Annotated in this window: 15 protein-coding genes; 9 read left to right on the top strand and 6 right to left on the bottom strand. The window is 62.4% G+C overall.

All coding sequences use genetic code 11. The features are described from left to right. The 5 genes from H7C86_RS10090 to H7C86_RS10110 all read right to left on the bottom strand — a co-directional run bounded on the left by H7C86_RS10090 (position 1) and on the right by H7C86_RS10110 (position 7,223). A complete protein-coding gene (locus H7C86_RS10090) occupies positions 1-1,014 on the bottom strand; it encodes an ABC transporter permease (protein WP_019745232.1) in 1,014 nt (337 codons plus the stop codon). Between the two features lie 65 nt (positions 1,015-1,079). After that, positions 1,080-2,681 (bottom strand): ABC transporter substrate-binding protein, encoded by a 1,602-nt coding sequence (locus H7C86_RS10095; protein ID WP_019745231.1) that lies wholly within the window; start codon positions 2,679-2,681, stop codon positions 1,080-1,082. 227 nt (positions 2,682-2,908) lie between these two features. Beyond that, complete coding sequence (locus H7C86_RS10100) at positions 2,909-4,513, bottom strand: ABC transporter substrate-binding protein (protein WP_182261499.1); 1,605 nt, start codon at positions 4,511-4,513, stop codon at positions 2,909-2,911. Positions 4,514-4,657: 144 nt separating this feature from the next. Further along, positions 4,658-6,259: a CdaR family transcriptional regulator gene (locus H7C86_RS10105; protein ID WP_037120543.1), complete on the bottom strand. Its 1,602-nt coding sequence runs from the start codon at positions 6,257-6,259 to the stop codon at positions 4,658-4,660. 49 nt (positions 6,260-6,308) lie between these two features. After that, on the bottom strand, positions 6,309-7,223 hold the full coding sequence (locus tag H7C86_RS10110; protein ID WP_182261500.1) for an SDR family NAD(P)-dependent oxidoreductase: 915 nt from the start codon (positions 7,221-7,223) through the stop codon (positions 6,309-6,311). A 100-nt stretch (positions 7,224-7,323) separates the two neighbouring features. On the opposite strand from H7C86_RS10110, the gene H7C86_RS10115 reads away from it, so the two are divergent. Beyond that, the gene (locus H7C86_RS10115; protein WP_182261501.1) at positions 7,324-7,941 is read left to right on the top strand and encodes a TetR/AcrR family transcriptional regulator; all 618 of its coding nucleotides are present in this window, start codon (positions 7,324-7,326) and stop codon (positions 7,939-7,941) included. Between the two features lie 302 nt (positions 7,942-8,243). After that, positions 8,244-9,395, top strand: a complete 1,152-nt coding sequence (locus tag H7C86_RS10120; RefSeq protein WP_007731382.1) for a magnesium and cobalt transport protein CorA — start codon at positions 8,244-8,246, stop codon at positions 9,393-9,395. A 104-nt stretch (positions 9,396-9,499) separates the two neighbouring features. Here H7C86_RS10120 and H7C86_RS10125 read toward each other — a convergent pair whose 3' ends face one another. Beyond that, positions 9,500-10,117 carry a hypothetical protein gene (locus H7C86_RS10125; RefSeq protein WP_019745226.1) on the bottom strand — a complete coding sequence of 206 codons (618 nt, stop codon included), beginning with the start codon at positions 10,115-10,117 and terminating at the stop codon, positions 9,500-9,502. Between the two features lie 109 nt (positions 10,118-10,226). Between H7C86_RS10125 and H7C86_RS10130 the strand changes: the two genes are divergently transcribed. From H7C86_RS10130 to H7C86_RS10160, 7 genes are all read left to right on the top strand, one after another. Next, positions 10,227-11,273 (top strand): ATP-dependent DNA ligase, encoded by a 1,047-nt coding sequence (locus tag H7C86_RS10130; RefSeq protein ID WP_019745225.1) that lies wholly within the window; start codon positions 10,227-10,229, stop codon positions 11,271-11,273. After that, positions 11,273-12,313 (top strand): non-homologous end-joining DNA ligase, encoded by a 1,041-nt coding sequence (gene ligD, locus H7C86_RS10135; protein ID WP_003940248.1) that lies wholly within the window; start codon positions 11,273-11,275, stop codon positions 12,311-12,313. Before H7C86_RS10130 ends, ligD begins: the two co-directional genes overlap by 1 nt. A 78-nt stretch (positions 12,314-12,391) precedes the next feature. After that, positions 12,392-12,907 (top strand): DUF6764 family protein, encoded by a 516-nt coding sequence (locus H7C86_RS10140; protein WP_020970725.1) that lies wholly within the window; start codon positions 12,392-12,394, stop codon positions 12,905-12,907. Positions 12,908-13,016: 109 nt separating this feature from the next. Next, on the top strand, positions 13,017-14,228 hold the full coding sequence (locus H7C86_RS10145; protein ID WP_182261502.1) for a serine hydrolase domain-containing protein: 1,212 nt from the start codon (positions 13,017-13,019) through the stop codon (positions 14,226-14,228). Positions 14,229-14,243: 15 nt separating this feature from the next. Beyond that, complete coding sequence (locus tag H7C86_RS10150) at positions 14,244-14,462, top strand: dodecin (protein WP_003939815.1); 219 nt, start codon at positions 14,244-14,246, stop codon at positions 14,460-14,462. A 10-nt stretch (positions 14,463-14,472) separates the two neighbouring features. Beyond that, positions 14,473-15,354: a hypothetical protein gene (locus tag H7C86_RS10155; protein WP_182261503.1), complete on the top strand. Its 882-nt coding sequence runs from the start codon at positions 14,473-14,475 to the stop codon at positions 15,352-15,354. A gap of 81 nt (positions 15,355-15,435) precedes the next feature. Continuing rightward, positions 15,436-17,118, top strand: coding sequence for an FAD-dependent oxidoreductase (locus H7C86_RS10160; protein ID WP_182261504.1), 1,683 nt, complete (start codon positions 15,436-15,438; stop codon positions 17,116-17,118). Positions 17,119-17,266 lie beyond the last annotated feature (148 nt).

Below are 17,266 nucleotides of genomic sequence, written 5' to 3' on the forward strand. Positions count from 1 at the left end.
TCAGTTCTCCCGAATTGTGGATCGTGGGTCGATGAGAGCGAGCACCACGTCGACGATGAAATTGATGAGAAGGACGATGGCGCCGTAGATCACGACCAGTGTCTGGGCGAGCGGGTAGTCCTTCTCGGTGATGGACTTGACCAGCGCCATGCCCATACCGGGCCAGGCGAAGATGCTCTCGATGAGCACGGTGCCGGCAATCAGACCACCCAGGAGGAGTCCGGCGAGCGTCAGCGTCGACGTCATGAGGTTGGGCATTGCATGACGGAAGTAGATTCGTGCCACGGGCATTCGCTTGGCGCGCGCCGTACGGATGTAGTCCATGTCCAACACGCCGAGTGCCTCTGCACGGACGATGCGCGACATCGAGGCGATGGCACCGATCGACATGGCCGCGACCGGGAGGATGTAGCTTTCCGGTCCACCTCGGCCGGCGACGGGCAGAACAGGGAACGTGACGGCAAAGAGGTAGACCAGCGCCGTACCGAACATGAACTCGGGGATCACGGCGATAGTGCCTGACGTTGCGGTGTAACCGATCTCGACTCCGCGTCGTCGACCGTTGCGGGTCAGTGCAGCGAAGATGAGGCCGATCGGAATGCCCAGTAGCAGCACCGTGACGACTGTGAGTACAGCCAGTTCGAGTGTTGCAGGGAGGCGGGACGCGATCACCTCGAAGACCGGAGTCCTCAAGGTGATCGAGTCACCGGGATTCCCGCTCAGCAACCCGCCGACGAATCGGAAGTACTGCTGCCACAAGGGAAGGTCGTAACCGAGCTGAGACCTCGTTGTCTCGACCAGTTCGACCGGTGCGTTCATTCCCAGAGCCAACCGAACCGGGTCGCCCGGAATCAGTTGGAGCATCAGGAACGCCGCAGTCACCAGCGCCCAGAGTGAAATCACGAAGGTGCCGAAACGACGCAGAAGATATGCGGGCCAGCTGTCGGACTCGAGCCACTTTGCTCGAGCCTGAGGCGCCGCTTCTGGTTTCGCGGCTTCAATAGTTTGACTCATGGGCTGTCTTTCCGGAGGGCGGGAACAGATGCAGGGCGGGAAGAGATGCTGAGCGGGAAAACGACTTACTGGTAGAGACGCAACGCAGAACCGGTGAGCGTCTTACCGAATGAGAGTCCGGCCTTGTTGAAGTACACGTTCATGACGGAATCCGCGAAGGGCACGGCCGCGATCGTCTTGGTGAGCTCCGACTCGGCGTCGGCCCAAGCGTCACAAGCGTCGCTACCGGTCAGACCGGACGCCTTGGTGGCTGCTGCTTCGTAGGCGGGGTTGCTGACCGATCCGAAATTCTTGCCTGCTGCGGGAACCGGCCCGGCAAAGTACGCGGTGAACGTGCTGGGCAGCGAGGAGTTGATCTGGACCCAGGCGATGTCCCAGGCAGAGTTGTCCTTGCCGCTCAGAATGACGTCGATGATCTTGTTCGAGTCACCCCCGGTCACCTCGACGTTTGCGCCGAGTTCGGACCACGCCGACTGAGCAAGTTCTGCCGCCGCGTTGCGCGGATCGTCGGTGCCGTCGTACACGAGGCGGAGATTGAGCGGCTTGCCATCCTTGCTTCGCTTGCCGTCAGCGCCGGCAGTCCAACCAGCGCCGTCCAGTGTTGCCTTTGCAGCTGTGAGGTCGAAGTCCGGAATGTTGCCTGCCACAGAGTCGTAGACACAGGCGCGCGGTTCGACGGCGACGAGACTGGTTGCCCGGACCCCGTTTCCGGCGGTGATGACCTGAGTGAGGTCGTCGAGATTGACCGCTTGGATCAGCGCCTTGCGCACTGCCGGATCACTGGTGGGGTTGCTGGCGATCTGGTTGAAGTACATCTGGCCTGCGGGTACCGGCCGGCCAACCGAGTCCAGATTGGCTGCCGCGACGCGGTCCTTGTCCGGCCCGGCGATCGGAGCTGCATTGAGTTCACCCGAGAGAAGCTGATTTGCGGCGGTGCTCACGTTCGGTGCCATGGCGGCGATGACCGTCTTGGGGACGCCGGGGGTATCGGAAGCGGTGCCGTCGGGGCCCCAGTTGTAGCCATCACGTCGCTGGAACGTGTAGTGGTCGTTGGCGGCGACTTCGGTGACTTCGAACATGCCGGTGCCGAGCGACTTCTTGTTCGATGCTGTCGGATCTTTCAGCCCGGCCTCGCACAGGATTGGCAGTCGACCGACGTTGAGAAGCAGGAACGGGCTCGGCGCCGCAGTGGTCACCGTGACGGTGCGCGCTGCCGGATCGGCGGTTGCTGTGGCACCGGTCGGAACGGAGGACCCGCGCAACTGTGAACCGTTGTCCGGATTGGCCACGAAGTTGATGTTGTCCGCGACGGTCTGGGAAGTCAGCGTCGATCCGTCGGTACAGGTCACCCCGTCACGGATGGTGAAGGACGCCGAGGTCGGGGTCTCTTCCCACTTCTCCGCCAACCACGGTCCGACTTCGCTGGTATCGGGATCTTGGTAGATCAGGTAGTCGTAGGCCAAACGAGACAACTCGGCGGTTGCCTGAGAGGCCGACATGATCGGGTTGAGTGCGCCCGGATCGGCCTGCAGGGCGAAACGGAAGGTCCCGTCCGTGGCCGGTTCACCGCCACTGGCGCCCGAGGACGTGCCTCCCGAGCCACAAGCAGACAACACAAGCGTGAGCCCTGCGGCTGCCGCAAGTGTTGGATAGGAGCGGTGTTTCATGGTGCCTCCGGGATGGAGCTGGGGCCCGAGCGAAAAACGTGAGGGCGCGATTGAGTGTTGACTGCTAAATCTTGGCGCATGACGTGACGCGCATCTCTGTCGATCCTCACGAAAATCGGGTCGATTTTCGTCCGCTCCCACGAAAACCGCCTGGATCGGTGAATACCTGTCCGTATACCGACAGCGACCGGCGAAACACGACGATTTCCCCGGTCGCTACCGGCGGTCTACTGGTACAGGCGCAGGGCCGAACCGATGAAATTGCGGCCGAATGCAAGACCCGCATTGTTGAAGTAGAGAGTCGTGATCTTGTCGGCAAAAGGTACCGCCGAGTTTGCTTTGATGATCTCGGACTCGGCGTCTGCCCAAGCGGCACAAGCGTCCTCGCCCGTCAGCCCGGAAGCCTTGGTGACGGCTTCGTCGTAGGCCGGGTTGGAGATCGACGCAAAATTCATTCCCGCCGCGGGCACAGGACCGGAGAGGAAGGGGACCAGCATGCTGGGCAGCGCGACGTTGATCGGCTCCCACACAACATCCCACGCCGTGTTGTCCTTGCCGCTGAGTGCTACATCGAGAATCTTGTTCGAGTCGCCGCTGGTGAGTTCAATGGTGGCGCCCAGGTCGTTCCACGCGTTGACCGCGACGTCGGCGGCAGCATCGGTCGCGTCACCGAACGTCTCGTACACCATCCGAATTCGGAGCGGTGTGCCGTCCTTGCTGCGCTTACCGTCCGCGCCGACCTTCCAGCCCGCAGACTCGAGAGTTGCTGCGGCTGCACTGGTGTCGAATTCCGGCAGGTTTCCGGCGACAGAGTCGTAGATGCAGGCCCGCGGTTCGATGGACACCATCGTGGTCGATCTGGTTCCGCGACCGGCCGTGAAGATCTCGGCGAGGTCGTCGAGATTGAGAGCCTGGACCAGAGCCTTGCGGACGGCAGGATCGCTCGTCGGATTGCCGGGACTGTGGTTGAAGAACATCTCGCCCGCCGGAGCAGGCTGCTTGACGGTATCCAGGTTCGCGGCGTTCATGCGATCCTGGTCGGGGCCCGAAACTGCTGCGGCATTCAGATCGCCGGACAACACCTGGTTGGCCGCAGTGCTGTTGTTCGTGATGATGGACGCGACGACATTCTTGGGTACTCCGGCCGTATCCGAGGTGGTGCCGTCCGGTCCCCAGTTGTAGCCGTCGCGCCGAACGTAGGAGTAGTGATCGTTCGCGACTGCCTCTGTCATCTGGAACATGCCCGACCCGAAGGTCGTCTTGTTTGCCGCCGTCGGATCCTTCAACCCGGCCTCGCACATGATCGGTATTCGCGCCAGGTTGAGAAGCAGGAACGGAGAGGGCTCCGGAGTCGTGACCGTCACTGTCCGTGTCGCAGGGTCGGCGGTGGCGCTCGCAGTTGCCGGTGCGTACACCCCGCGGAGAGCAGATTTGTTTGCTGCGTTGGTGATGAAATTGACGTTGTCGGCGACAGTCTGGGCAGTAAGAGCGGATCCGTCGGTACAGGTGACACCGTCGCGAATGGTGAAGGACGCGGAAGTGGTTGTCTCTTCCCATTTCTCGGCGAGCCATGGTTTGGTGACTCCGGTATCGGGATCCGGGTGGAGCAGATAGTCGTAGCTCAGACGCGCCAGCTGGTGCGCCGGCGATGCGGCCGTCATCAGCGGATTCAGAGCGCCGGGGTCGGCCACGAGAGCCAATTTGAAGGTGCCGTCCGTGACGGGTTCACTCCCACCCGAACCCGAACCCGACGAGCCACCCGATGAGCACGCGGTCAGGGCAAGAACGGTGCCAGTTGCCGCAGCCAGCAGTGCGTAGGACCGTTGTTTCATGGTGCCTCCGGAAGATGTAGTCCGGCCCGAGTGACGCGAGGTCTGTCGGGTCAGGAGCAATAAACGATTGCTTGAATCCTCACCCAACAAAAGGAGGAGAACATCGTCCGGATTTACGAATGTTTCGTGAGACTTGGTAGATCGCTACAACGCTGTCGGATAGAAGAGACGAAGCTGGAGCATCAGGCTGAATCGAGTTTCCGGATCATCAAGATCGATTCCGGCAATCCCGGCAAGCTTCTTGAGGCGGTATCGAAACGTGTTGACGTGGATGTGAACCAACGACGCAGCCGCCGGAATGTCGCCGAACGTGTCGAGCCAGGCTCGAAGGGTGTCCACGAGGTTGATGTCGTGAGTGCGGTCGTACTCACGCAGTACCGCGAGCGGACCCGACGCGGTCTCGTTCTCGTCCGCCAGGGCGTCGGAGAGGCGCAGAAGTAGGGAATTGATCTGCACGTCGTCGGCGCGCGCGACGGTCCGGCCCGAGGAATTCCACGTCGACCTCAGAACGCGAAGCGCTCGGTCGGCTTCGTCGCGTGACTTCTCCAGCGTCATCACGTCGGCCACTGTCGCACCGATTCCGATGACCACCGACTTTTCCGAACGGGAACGGTCTGCAAACTCCGACGCGATCCGACGCACGTAGTCGTCGTCGGTCTGGTGCCGGGTGTGTGGGATGACGGCGTAGACGGTGCCGCCGATCGCTGCCGCCACCGACAACGGAAATACTTGGTCGAGATAGGTATTGAGTGTCAGGGCCAGTTGATCGACGTCGGCTTCGGCCTCCAACGATGCGCCGGCGCCGCTACGGAAGCCGGCCGCAAGTACGTTTGCTTTCGAGCGGCCGTAGCCCAGTCGCTCGGCCGCTTCCTTGGCCGAAGTGCCGCCGCTCAGTAGCGTGATCACCTCGCCCAACCTCAGCCGTCGTGCGGAATCGGCGGCCAGCTTGGCGCGAAGCAAACTCATCGCGGCTACGCCCGCCGCCTCGACGAGCGTTTTGACCTGCAATTCGTTCGGCTCCTCGTCCAAGATCACCCAGATCGAACCGAGGATCTGGGATGCCGCATGTATTCGCATGCCGACCCGGGGCCTGATGCCCGGCCCGATACCCGGTAGAAATACCGGCAGGGTAGAGCCGTAGATCTTGTTGAAGTACCCCATTGACCTGAGCCGGTCGGAATAGTGCTGCGGCACTTGATGTCCGAGGACGCTCTGCTTACGTGCCTCGTCACCGAAGGCTTGATCCGCCGAAAACGCGAGGATCCGGCTCGACTGATTCTCGATGGTGACCGGGCCGTTCAATACCTGAGCGATCGAGTTGGCAAGATCGAACAGGTCGGCGTCGGCGGCGGACGTGCGGTCCCCGTTGTTGCCGGATTCGAGGATCTCGTTGATCAGCGACGCACTTTGCAGCCAGCTTGCATCCTTGACCATTCCCAGAAGTGCGATATCGGCTTCGGCGACCGCCCGTGCGACGCTTTCGTCGACGGCCAATGGCTCCCTGACGATCAGCGCGACGGCTCCGGCCGAACCGTATTCTTTTACTGCAGTGGCAATGTCGGCCGACTCGGCCAGTCCTGCGCCGAGCACGACGGCGCCCGCGCTGCCTTGCGTAACTCCGGACCCTTCGTGCAGGGTCACTCGGCTGACAGTGCGGGCGTCGTCGACGGTGTCGCCTCCGCTGAGGAACGTCATTCCCAGTCTGTCGACGATGTCGACGATCGAAACTCCCGTTGGTGTGGTCACCACCACACCTTAGGGGGAGCAGGATCGATCAGTCGGCTGGTTGCCCAGCTCAGTTGGCCGGCTGCTCGGCTACAGCTTTCTCGACGAACCGGCGGGTCTGATCGAACGCCGCGGGCACCTGGACGGAATTGGTCATGTCACTGATCTCGGACCACCGTTCGGCGACGACCTCAGGGGAGAGTGCGCCTTCGGGGATGTACACGCCCTGCGACTCTTCCATGCGAGCGATCGCGAAGACGCCGGCGCCAGCGCTGAGGATGGTCTTGGTCGGTGCGTCATCGGAGACCATGAACAGTGCGCCGGGTGAAATCGATTCGGGTGCAAGCAGAGCGAGAGTCTTCTCGTCGAGGAGGTCTTCGGTCATGCGGGTCGCGGCGGTCGGGGCCAGCGAGTTGACGCGGATGCCCTTGCGTTCGCCCTCGATGGCGAGAACGTTCATCAGGCCGACGACGCCGGACTTCGCGGCGCCGTAGTTTGCCTGGCCGAAGTTGCCGTAAATTCCCGATGCCGACGTAGTCATGAGGATGCGTCCGTAGTTCTGTTCGACCATGTGCGGCCAGACTGCCTTGGAACAGATGACGGAACCCATCAGATGCACGTCGATGACTTTGCGGAAGTCGTCGAGCTCGGCCTTGATGAACGACTTGTCGCGCAAGATTCCGGCGTTGTTGATCAGGATGTCCACGCGGCCCCACTTGTCCACGGCCGTCGCGACCATGGCGGCGACGGCGTCGACGTCGGTGATGTCGCAGTGGTCCGCGATGGCCTCGCCACCCAGCTCGACGATTTCCGCCACTACTTTGGCTGCTGCGGTATCAGCGCCGCCACTGCCGTTGACCGAGCCACCCATGTCGTTGACGACGACGCGTGCGCCGCGTGCGGCGAGGGCCAATGCATGCGAACGGCCGAGTCCGCCGCCTGCGCCTGTGATGATCACTACCTTGCCGGAAAAATCCAACGACATTGGAAAACCTCTCTGATCTGGGATACTACTCAGTATTACTATGCGATAGCGTGGAAACAGTCAAGGGCCGGCAGGCAGTGCGAATGGGAGTGGAAGTCGAATGAGTAGTGATCTTCCGGACGTGCGATCCGCGATCATCACCAGCGCCGCCGACGCCTTTGCCGAAGACGGTTACGCGGCCACGACCATGGATTTGCTGGCCGATCGAATCGGGGCCACCAAAGGTCTTGTCTACTACCACTTTCGTTCGAAGTTCGACATCTACCTGGCAATCTACGAGCGCGGGATGAGCCTGCTCCGCGCGGAGGTCGAGTCTCGGATCGACGGGGCAGACAGCGGCCTCGCGCGTCTCGAAGCGATGTCGCACGCCCACCTGGTCAATCTCATGACACATCTCGGGTACCACCACACGATCCACCAAGGTGTCCGGGGCCAGATGAACTCCGCGCTCAAGCCGAGGCAACAGCAAGTCCTCGTGGAACTGAATTCGCTGCGACTCGGCTACGAGAATCTGTTCGTCGACGTGATGACCGAAGGTGTCGCGGATGGTTCCATTCGTGCGAGCTCGCCGCGAATGGCGGCAAAAATACTCCTCAGCAGTCTCAACGGCATCGACCTCTGGTACCGAAGGCGTGAAGGGCAGACTTTGGCGGAGACGGAGTCGTTGGCGGACCAGATCGTCGAACTCTTGATCGGCGGATTGCGCGCTGCGAACTGACTGAAAGCTGCATTCGTCGAGCGGGTTTCCTCCGACCGGTTCGTGCTGTCCTGCGGCTTGTCGTTCGGTTTGTCCCGCTCTGACAGTCGGGGTAGCATGTTGGCGTCGTGCGCGGACTTGCGTAGGAATTCAGGGAAGAGGAGGTGTGGCTGTAATGCGTGGCCAACCTCCGAGTACCAACTGAAGCTGTAGCCGCCCGGGTTGTTCCGGTATTTTGCTGCAGCTTCATCGTGTGTTCATCGGCTTCGGCTTTGCTGTGAAGCAAGCGTCGTCGTTCACTCTTCCCTCGAAAGCTGTTCAGCATGCGCGAATTTCGTCGTTCACGGTCGGTACTGCCACGTCGTTCCGCGGGTCTCGGTGACTCACATCCCGGGCACTCGCGTGCCGCACGCACCGTCGTCAAGGCTGCCCCGCCCGAGGCGGTGGCGCCCGTCGAATCGACCGTCGTCAACAGTGGCGTGTACCGCGACGGCGAGCGGATAGCGTCGCCGTCCACGCTGGCGGAAGCACTGTCATGCCTTCCGGATTCGCAGTCGATGGCGTGGATCGGCATGTACCGGCCCGACGACGCCCAGTTGTATGCCGCTGCACAACATTTCGACCTCCACGAACTGGCGGTCGAGGATGCGATTGTCGCGCACCAGCGCCCCAAGCTCGAGCGCTACGGCAAGACACTGTTCGTGGTCCTGCGTGCTGCGCGGTACCGCGACGAGACCGAGCGGGTCGAATTCGGCGAGTTGCACATCTTCTGTGGTCCGAACTTCATTCTGACCGTCCGTCACAGTGAATCGCCGGATCTCTCGGCGGTGCGGACTCGCATGGAGAACGATCCTGACCTGTTGCGGTTGGGTACCGAGGCCGTTCTCTACGCCATTCTCGACGCAGTCGTCGACGGGTACGCCCCGGTGGTGGCCGGCCTGCAGAACGACATCGACGAGATCGAAACCGAAGTGTTCAGTGGCGATCCCGGAGTTTCGCGTCGCATCTACGAACTGACCCGTGAGGTGATCGAATTCCAGCGGGCGACGCGTCCGCTGCTGGGAATGCTGCGTGGGTTGTCGGCGGGGTTCGACAAGTACCACACGGACGAGGAACTCCAGCGTTACCTCCGCGACGTCACCGACCATGCGACGACTGTGGTGGAGCGGGCCGACGGCTTTCGTCAGTTGCTCGGAAACATCCTCACGGTGAACGCAACTCTGGTGTCGCAGAACCAGAACGAGGAGATGCGCAATCTGACGCAGGCGAGCTACGCGCAGAACGAGGAGATCAAGAAGGTCTCGGCGTGGGCGGCAATTCTCTTCGCGCCGACGCTTATCGGAACCGTGTACGGAATGAACTTCGACGACATGCCGGAACTGCACTGGCACTTGGGCTATCCGTTTGCTCTCTCGATGATGTTCTTGACGTGTGGAAGTCTCTACACGATCTTCAAACGTCGGGGCTGGTTGTAGAAAGCGCCGGCTGTAGAAAGCGCCGGCTGTAGAAAACACCTGTGCGCCTTGCCAACCGAGATCGGTTGACAAGGCGCACAGGTGTTTTCGGGAGGGCGCTCGAATCAGAGCGTTGCGACGCAGACCGTGAACTTACGTTCCGGGTGCTCGAATCCCGAGTCTGCCCCCGAACCGCATTCGTCGATCGACGTGGAGTTCTGGAGGATTTCGACGACCTCGACTACATTGGTGCCGCTGGTATCCGAGCATTCGATGCGGGCGGGCTCGTCCATTCCGCTGCCGAGGTCCATGCATCCGCCGACTACCCAGTCGACGTCGAGACAGACAGCGCCCTGCTCGTCACCCGCGAGGGTCTCGTAGTAGTACGAGTCGACATCGGAGGCACACTGATCAGAGGTGGGAACCTTGGCGACCACCTTGTAGTTGGAATCCTTGCTACCGCAGTCCGCGTTGTCGATTTCCGCGGCCGTCGTGGTACCGCCGAGCTTGACGCAATCACCGATCGACACGTCGATGTCGACGTCGCCGCCGTCGTCCGAACCCTCCTGGCCGGTGATCTTCGAGGTGGTCGGGGCTGCGGAGGTAGTGGTCGAATCGGCAACCGAGGAAGATGATTCCGCAATGGCTTTCGGCTCGATGTCGGAACCGCAACCGACGGTGAAGGCGGCGATTGCAGAAGTTGCGATCACCGCAGTGCAAAGTCGCCGGACGATTCCGGACATAAGGACCCCTTTGTTGATTCTTGGATAATTCTGTTGGTTCGTAGATTGTTCGGGACCTATTCCAATACATCGGTAGTCGAATTGCCAACCGGACTGTCAGTATGGGTAGGTGGAGCTACCCCTGATGCCGCCGCTTGCCCCGATGCTCGCGAAGGCTGCGGCCACTGTGCCGCCTCAGCCCGAGTCCGGTGACCCGACGTGGTCGTACGAGCCGAAATGGGACGGATTTCGAGCAATCATCTTTCGCGACGGTGACGAAGTGGTGCTCGGGTCGCGAGGAGGAAAGGACTTGGCGCGGTACTTTCCCGAGGCGGTGGAAGCCGTCAAGTCTGAATTGCCCGAAAAATGTGTGGTGGACGGAGAACTGGTGGTTCCCCGTGAGATCGACGGTGTGACGCGCCTGAGTTGGGAAGCGCTCTCCGAGCGGATTCACCCCGCCGCGAGCCGCGTCGCATTGTTGTCGGAACAGACGCCCGCGCAATTTGTCGGGTTCGATTTACTGGCGCTCGGGGATCGCGACGTCTCGATCGAGGACTTCGGTGTGCGACGTGCGTTGCTCCTCGATTGTGTCGGTGGCGGGCCGAGTTGCCACGTCACGGCAGCGACGGCCGACAGCGCCGAAGCAATGGCCTGGTTCGAAACCTTCGAAGGCGCGGGTCTCGACGGGGTTGTCGCCAAGAAGCTGGCGGGACCGTACCTGCCGAACAAGCGCGAGATGATCAAGGTGAAACACGCCAGGACCGCGGATGTCGTACTGCTGGGCTACCGTCCGCACAAGAGCCAGCCGGGTATCGGGTCGATGCTTCTGGGTCTGTTCGACGGTTCCGAATTGAAGATGATCGGTGGCGCTTCGGCTTTCACCGCGGCGCGGCGGATCGAGTTGTTGGCCGAACTCGAACCTTTGCGCCTCGGGGACGACGTTGTGGCCGAGGGAGAGGCCAGCCGGTGGAGATCGGCCGCAGACCGCTCCTGGATTCCGCTTCGTCCTGAGCGGGTGCTGGAAGTGGCGTACGACCAGATGGAAGGGGAACGCTTTCGGCACGCCGCGCGGTTCCTGCGCTGGCGTCCGGACAGGGTGCCCGACGAATGCACTTTCGATCAGTTGGAGGTTCCGGTGCGATACGACTTCGCGGATGTTCTTGCAGGTGGTAAGTGATGGCGAGTCCCGCAGAGGAACTGGACGTCGACGGGATCGCGGTCCGGTTGTCGAGCCCGGACAAGATCTACTATCCGCAGTTGGGTGAGGACGGCGGAACCAAACGGCATCTTGTCGAGTACTACCGAACGGTGGCGCTGCAGGGTGCAGCGTTGCGGGCGCTCCAAGATCGGCCAACGCATCTTCAGCGATTCCCCGACGGCATCGAGGGCGAAGAGGTTTACCAGAAGCGGCTGCCGGCAAAGCGGCCCGAGCACGTCGAATCCTGCGAGGTCACGTTCCCGTCGGGTCGCAAGGCTGACGTCCTTCGAGTGCGTAGTGCTGCGAACATCGTGTGGGCTGCCAATCTCGGGACTGTCACGTTTCATCCCTGGGCCGTGCGTTGCCCGGACACCGACCACCCGGACGAACTCCGCATCGATCTCGATCCGCAACCGGGGACCGGGTTCGACGAGGCCGTTGCCATCGCGGACGAGGTCCTTCGCCCTCTGCTCGCCGAGTTGGGATTGGAAGGATTTCCCAAGACGTCCGGTGGCCGAGGCCTTCACGTCTACATCCCGCTCGAGGCGCGCTGGGATTTTGTCGAGGTCCGCCACGCGGGTATCGCCCTCGCCCGTGAAGTCGAACGGCGTAGTGCCGATCGCGCCACAACCGCGTGGTGGAAGGAAGAGCGGGGTGAACGGATCTTCATCGACTTCAATCAGAATGCCCGTGACCGGACGATCGCGGCGGCGTATTCGGCTCGTAAGACGCCGATCGCAACTGTGTCCACGCCGGTGACCTGGGACGAACTGCGGGACGTGCACCCAGACGACTGCACCATCGCCACGGTTCCCGGCTTGCTCGCCGATCGTGGTGATCCGATGGAAGCGATGCACGACAAGGCCTTTGCCCTCGACGTTCTGTTGGAGATGTGGGAGAAGGATCTGGCGGCGGGACTTGGCGATCTGCCGTACCCGCCGAACTATCCCAAAATGCCCGGTGAACCCAAACGAGTTCAACCGAGCAAGGACCGCGATCGGAAGAACAAAGACGGGTAGCGTCAGAGGCGGACATATCGGGTAATTCGATTAGACGTCGAATGTACGGTCACGTCGAATGCACTGTGGGGGTTGGATATGGATCGCCGGAAAATGCGAGCAGCAGGCTTAGCGGCGGGTGGCGTGATTCTTGCCGCCTTCGGATTGTCACTCGGTAGCGGAACAGCGTCGGCCGCGACGTTGGATTGTTCGGCGCGCGGCCAAGATCAGACGATCGTCGACGGGTCATCCGCATGCCGAGCGGTGGCAGATCCCTCCAGTTACGCGATTTCACACGTGGAGGGCGATGGCGTCGGCGTCGCCGATTCGCGAGACGGCGGCCGGTCGGCGGGCGTCGGACTCTTCGGCGGCGTTGCTGCAGCGGAGTCGCGCGGTGGGCTGCTTGCCGCCGTTGCGTACGGCCCGGGTTCGCTCGCACTCGGTCGCACAGACTCCTCACCCTTTGCCGTGGTGCTCAGCGGACCTGGCGGCAGAGCGGCGGTGGGTGACGCGGACGTCGGGGCGATCTGCTCGGGTGGTCCCACCCTTGTTTTCAACCTTGCCACAGGTCAGGGATGTGTCAGCGACGGCACTTCGACGTGGGTCACCCCGTGAGTGCACCCCGGTCCTGAGCCTCTTGCGTGACAGTGGTCACAATGGTGTCAAGCTCCTGCCACCGATCCGGTGACCGGACAACTTGAATCAGCGGGGATCGGAGGACGCGATGGCTCCCAATGCACGACGGGGTTCGCTCGCCCGGGTGGAGGTGCCTTCGCGCACCGAGCTGTATGTGGACCGGCGATTCCTTCCCTTGGCCGACCGCTTCTTCGCGATGTATCGCCAACCGCAACAAGGCGGCGGCGCGCTGGTCGTGTATCTGGGCGGCGAGAAAGTTCTCGACATCTGGGCCGGCAATGCCGACCGCGACAGGCGCTGGGACCACGACACGGTGTCGCTTTCCTTCTCGACCGGCAAGGGCGTGGCCAGCACCGTCGTTCATCGACTCGCCGAACGCGGGCTGATCGACTACGACTCTCCGGTTGCTCAGTACTGGCCCGAATTCGCAGCGGCCGGCAAGGACAAGATCACCGTCCGGGAACTGATGTCACATCGCGCGGGCCTTCACCGCGTTCGCGGCCTGATGCCGCATCCCCTCGACCTGATGGACTACGACGAGGTCGTTGCCGCCCTGGCTGCCGAGAAGCCGGATCCGCGTCGGCTTCGAGGCCCCGGCTATCACGCTGTGACCTACGGCTGGTTGGTAGCCGAACTTGTGGCCAGGGTGTCCGGTCAGCCGTTCATCGACGTCGTACAAGCGGAGATAGCGAAGCCCCTCGGAGTCGACGAATTCTGGTACCGCGTACCCGAAACCGAGCGTCCACGGATCGCGAAGCTGTTCCCACATATCAACCCTGCCGGCTTGAACTGGGCCTTCGCGTCGACCGTGCTCTCACACGTCGGTCCGACTCGCGGACTCGCGGAGGCCGCGATGCCGGACGGTTTCGACGTCATGGTGCGCAACCCGGCTGTCCACGACGCCGTCATGCCGGGCTGGAACGGAGTGTTCAGCGCGCGTGCTCTCGCGAAGATGTACGGCGCCATCGCGAACGGCGGCGTGATCGACGGGAAACGGTTCCTGAAGGAATCGACCATCGACCAGATGTCGACCATCCAGACTCGCGATCGGGATTACGTGCTGGCGGTGCGGCCCAACTGGACTCTCGGTTACCACCCGCCGATCATTGCCGCGCGGCGGCAGCCGCGGAATGCGATAGGCCACTACGGAGTCGGCGGTTCAGGCGCGTATGCGGACCTCTCCAGCGGACTCTCGCTCGGTTTCACCACCAACAGGTTGGGTAGTGCTGTGACAGCTCTCGGTGATCTTCGCCTTGCGAGGCTCGGCGCCGAGGCGCAGGAGTTGGTTCGTCGAATCTGACACGAAGGGAATGCCATGAGCAGCAACGTGTACCGGGTGACCGAGATCGTCGGCTCGTCCACCGAGAGCAGTGACGCGGCAATTCGCACCGCCATCGCCCGGGCGAACGAGACGGTGCGCAACCTCGAATGGTTCGAGGTGGTGGAAACTCGCGGCCACATCGAGAACGGCGCCGTGGCGCATTTCCAGGTCACGTTGAAGGTCGGCTTCCGGCTCGACGGCGACGAATCCTGAACCGTTCTTCATGAGTGTTGATCTCACGGCAGCCGTCGGGTTCATGGCGGGACATGCCAGGACTCTCGATCGGCATCGGCTGAATTTGATTCTCGGACAGGGTGACCGGGCCGCGGCTTGTGCGGCCGTGGACGGTTATCGCAACCCGGACGGTGGGTACGGCTGGGGACTCGAACCGGATCTTCGCTCGGCAACCAGCCAACCTGGCGGAGCGCTGCATGCCTTCGAAGCCTTTGCCGACATCGGAACGCCGACGCCCAGATCGGTCGAACTGTGCGACTGGTTGCAGACCAATTCGCTGGCAGGCGGCGGTTTGCCCTTCGCCTTCCCGATTGCCGACCCAGCCGGGTGTGCGCCCTTCTGGGTGAGCGCGGACCCGTCGGCGCCGTCGTTGCAGATCACCAGCATCGTGTGTGCTGCAGCGGCTCGCGTTGCCGAATTCGACGAGGCCGTCGCCGAACATCCGTGGTTCGCCTCTGCCGTTCGATATTGCCTCGACGCGATCGACGGGGCGGATGCTCTGCATGCCCTCGAGCTGGCCTTTGCCTTGCAGTTTCTCGACGCGGTTCACCGGAACAGTCCCGAAGCGTCGTCGTTGGTGAGCACTCTTGGTTCGCGTATCCCGGCTGACGGCTTGGTTCACGTGGACGGGGGAGCCGAAGGCGAATTCATGCGGCCCCTCGATTTCTCACCGCTTCCTGGTGGTCCGACCCGCGCGTTGTTCGATGCAGCGGTGATCGACTCCGAACTGTCCGCGCTCGCTGCACGGCAACACGACGACGGCGGTTGGGCGGTGGATTTCGACAGCTATTCGCCCGCCGCGGCGTTGGAATGGCGAGGTCACGCCACCGTGCAGGCGGTATGGCAGCTGAAGCGCAATGGGGTGATCTGAAAACGATTCTCGCGCCAAATTGGAACACGTTATAGTCTGGGAATCAGTTCGTGCTTCGTGTTTCAGGGATAGGGGAATGTCATGGCGTATGTGATCACGCAGCCGTGCTGCAACGACGCCTCGTGTGTTGACGTGTGTCCGGTCAATTGCATTCACCCGACACCGGACGAAGCTCCGTTCGCGACCACCGAAATGCTCTACATCGATCCCGACACCTGCATCGATTGTGGTGCGTGTGTGGACGAGTGCCCGGTCGAGGCGATCTTCCCGGACAACGAACTCGACGAGGACGACGCGCCGTACCTGCAGATGAACGCGTCGTACTTCGAGAAGCATCCGATGGGCCCGGATTGGCCCGAGCCGATCACGATGGCCAAGATCGATCCCGAACTGGGAACGCTGAAAGTGGCGATCATCGGCTCCGGCCCCGCAGCCTGCTATGCGGCGATGGAACTGACCGGCAAGCCTCGCGTCGAGGTCGACATGTTCGATCGGCTTCCCACTCCCTACGGATTGGTGCGCGCCGGCGTGGCTCCGGATCATCCCGGAACCAAAGGCGTCACCGACCAGTTCCGCGCCGTGGTCGCGAAAAAGACCGTGCGCTGCCACTTCAACGTCGAGGTGGGTACCCACATCTCGCATTCGGAACTCTTGGACCATCACCACGCAGTGATCTACGCGGTCGGCGCTGCCGGGGATCGCAAGCTCGAGATCCCGGGCGAGGAACTGCCGGGAAGTCACGCTGCCACCGAGTTCGTCGCCTGGTACAACGGCCACCCGGGATATGCCGATCGGACTTTCGATCTGTCCGGCGAGCGAGCGGTGATCGTCGGAAACGGCAACGTCGCACTCGACGTCGCTCGCATCCTGGTGACCGACCCGGACCAGCTCGCGAAGACGGACCTCGCCGAGCATGCATTGGAAGCGCTGCGTAACAGCAAGATTCGTGAGGTCGTCATTCTCGGGCGGCGCGGGCCGGCGCAGGCCGCGTACACCAATCCCGAACTGTTGGCCCTCGGACAGATGGCGAACGGGGACGTAGTCGTCGACCCGATCGAAGCCGAACTCGACGAGGCCAGTCAGGCGTTCGTGGACAGCGATGCCGCGGAGCCGTCCGTGCTGCTCAAGGTCAAGCAGGCGCAGGAATTTGCTTCCCGTACCGCAGATCCTTCCCGCAAGCGGATCGTTCTCCGGTTCCTCACCTCGCCCGTCGAGATCCTCGGCGACGGTGCAGTCGCACTGGTGCGGATCGTGAAAAACGAGTTGGTGGCAACGCCGACCGGTCAGCTCTCCGCCCGGCCTACCGAAACCGAGGAGACGATCGACACCTCCCTGGTGCTTCGGTCGGTCGGATACCGCGGTACACCGATGGCCGACTTGCCCTTCGACGACGCTCGCGGCGTGATCCCCAACGAGAACGGTCGCGTGATCGACACCGAGACCGGCACGCCGATCCCGGGTGTCTACGTCGCGGGTTGGATCAAGCGCGGACCGACGGGCGTGATCGGCACCAACAAGTACTGCTCCGCCGAGACGGTGTCGATGATCTTCGACGACTTCGCTGGTGGGCGCCTCGCCACGCCGACCGAGGACGCTGACAAGTTGCAGGTTCTGCTGGCAGATCGGTCGCCGGATCAGGTGGACTACCAAGGTTGGCAGCGGATCGACAAGGCAGAACGAGCATCCGGTGCCGCCGCCGGTAGACCGCGAACCAAACTCATCTCCATCGAATCGATGTTGGCGGCTGCTCGCAGCGAGGGATAGCAACGTTTGGGCGAACATCCGAATTGCTCGATTGCCGCATTTGTGTGTTAATGACTATGGAAATGTGCGGTTTGCTCTCTTTGGCGTGCTCGGGTGTGTAGGTGTGCGCCCGGCGGGCGCGTCCGGATGGTGCATCGGCATCGGTACC

The organism is Rhodococcus sp. UFZ-B548 (assembly GCF_903819475.1).
Classification (GTDB): domain Bacteria; phylum Actinomycetota; class Actinomycetes; order Mycobacteriales; family Mycobacteriaceae; genus Rhodococcus_F; species Rhodococcus_F erythropolis.